This window comes from Rodentibacter ratti (assembly GCF_002000485.1).
Taxonomy (GTDB): Bacteria; Pseudomonadota; Gammaproteobacteria; order Enterobacterales; family Pasteurellaceae; genus Rodentibacter; species Rodentibacter ratti.
Map to the genome: position 1 here is coordinate 1 of NZ_MLAJ01000021.1, position 1,293 is coordinate 1,293.

The 1,293-nt window shown below is 51.2% G+C and carries 1 rRNA gene; it reads right to left on the bottom strand.

The window, feature by feature from the left end:
* Window position 1: 1 nt before the first annotated feature.
* A 23S ribosomal RNA gene (locus tag BKG94_RS09815) occupies window positions 2-1,293 on the bottom strand; the annotation flags it as partial.

The following is a 1,293-nucleotide window of genomic DNA, read 5'->3' on the forward strand; positions in this document are numbered from 1 at the left end:
CTCGGGCAATTAGTATGGGTTAGCTCAATGTATCACTACACTTACACACCCCACCTATCTACGTCGTAGTCTACAACAACCCTTACAGACACTAAGTCTGGGAGAACTCATCTCTTGGCAAGTTTCGTGCTTAGATGCTTTCAGCACTTATCTCTTCCGCACTTAGCTACCGGGCAATGCGTCTGGCGACACAACCCGAACACCAGTGGTGCGTCCACTCCGGTCCTCTCGTACTAGGAGCAGCCCCAATCAATTCTCCTACGCCCACGGCAGATAGGGACCGAACTGTCTCACGACGTTCTAAACCCAGCTCGCGTACCACTTTAAATGGCGAACAGCCATACCCTTGGGACCTACTTCAGCCCCAGGATGTGATGAGCCGACATCGAGGTGCCAAACACCGCCGTCGATATGAACTCTTGGGCGGTATCAGCCTGTTATCCCCGGAGTACCTTTTATCCGTTGAGCGATGGCCCTTCCATGCAGAACCACCGGATCACTATGACCTACTTTCGTACCTGCTCGACTTGTCTGTCTCGCAGTTAAGCTTGCTTATACCATTGCACTAACCTGACGATGTCCGACCGTCATTAGCAAACCTTCGTGCTCCTCCGTTACACTTTGGGAGGAGACCGCCCCAGTCAAACTACCCACCAGACACTGTCCGAGACCGCGTTCCGCAATCTTCGTTAGAACATCAAACGTTAAAGGGTGGTATTTCAAGGACGACTCCATAGAAACTGGCGTTCCTACTTCATAGTCTCCCACCTATCCTACACATCAAAATTCAATGTTCAGTGTCAAGCTATAGTAAAGGTTCACGGGGTCTTTCCGTCTAGCCGCGGGTACACCGCATCTTCACGGCGATTTCAATTTCACTGAGTCTCGGGTGGAGACAGCCTGGCCATCATTATGCCATTCGTGCAGGTCGGAACTTACCCGACAAGGAATTTCGCTACCTTAGGACCGTTATAGTTACGGCCGCCGTTTACTGGGGCTTCGATCAGGAGCTTCTCTTTCGATTACACCATCAATTAACCTTCCAGCACCGGGCAGGCATCACACCCTATACGTCCACTTTCGTGTTTGCAGAGTGCTGTGTTTTTAATAAACAGTTGCAGCCAGCTGGTATCTTCGACCGGTTCACCCTTCACGTGCAAGACGCTACAAGCTACGCCGGCGCACCTTCTCCCGAAGTTACGGTGCTATTTTGCCTAGTTCCTTCACCCGAGTTCTCTCAAGCGCCTGAGTATTCTCTACCTGACCACCTGTGTCGGTTTTCAGTACGGTTTA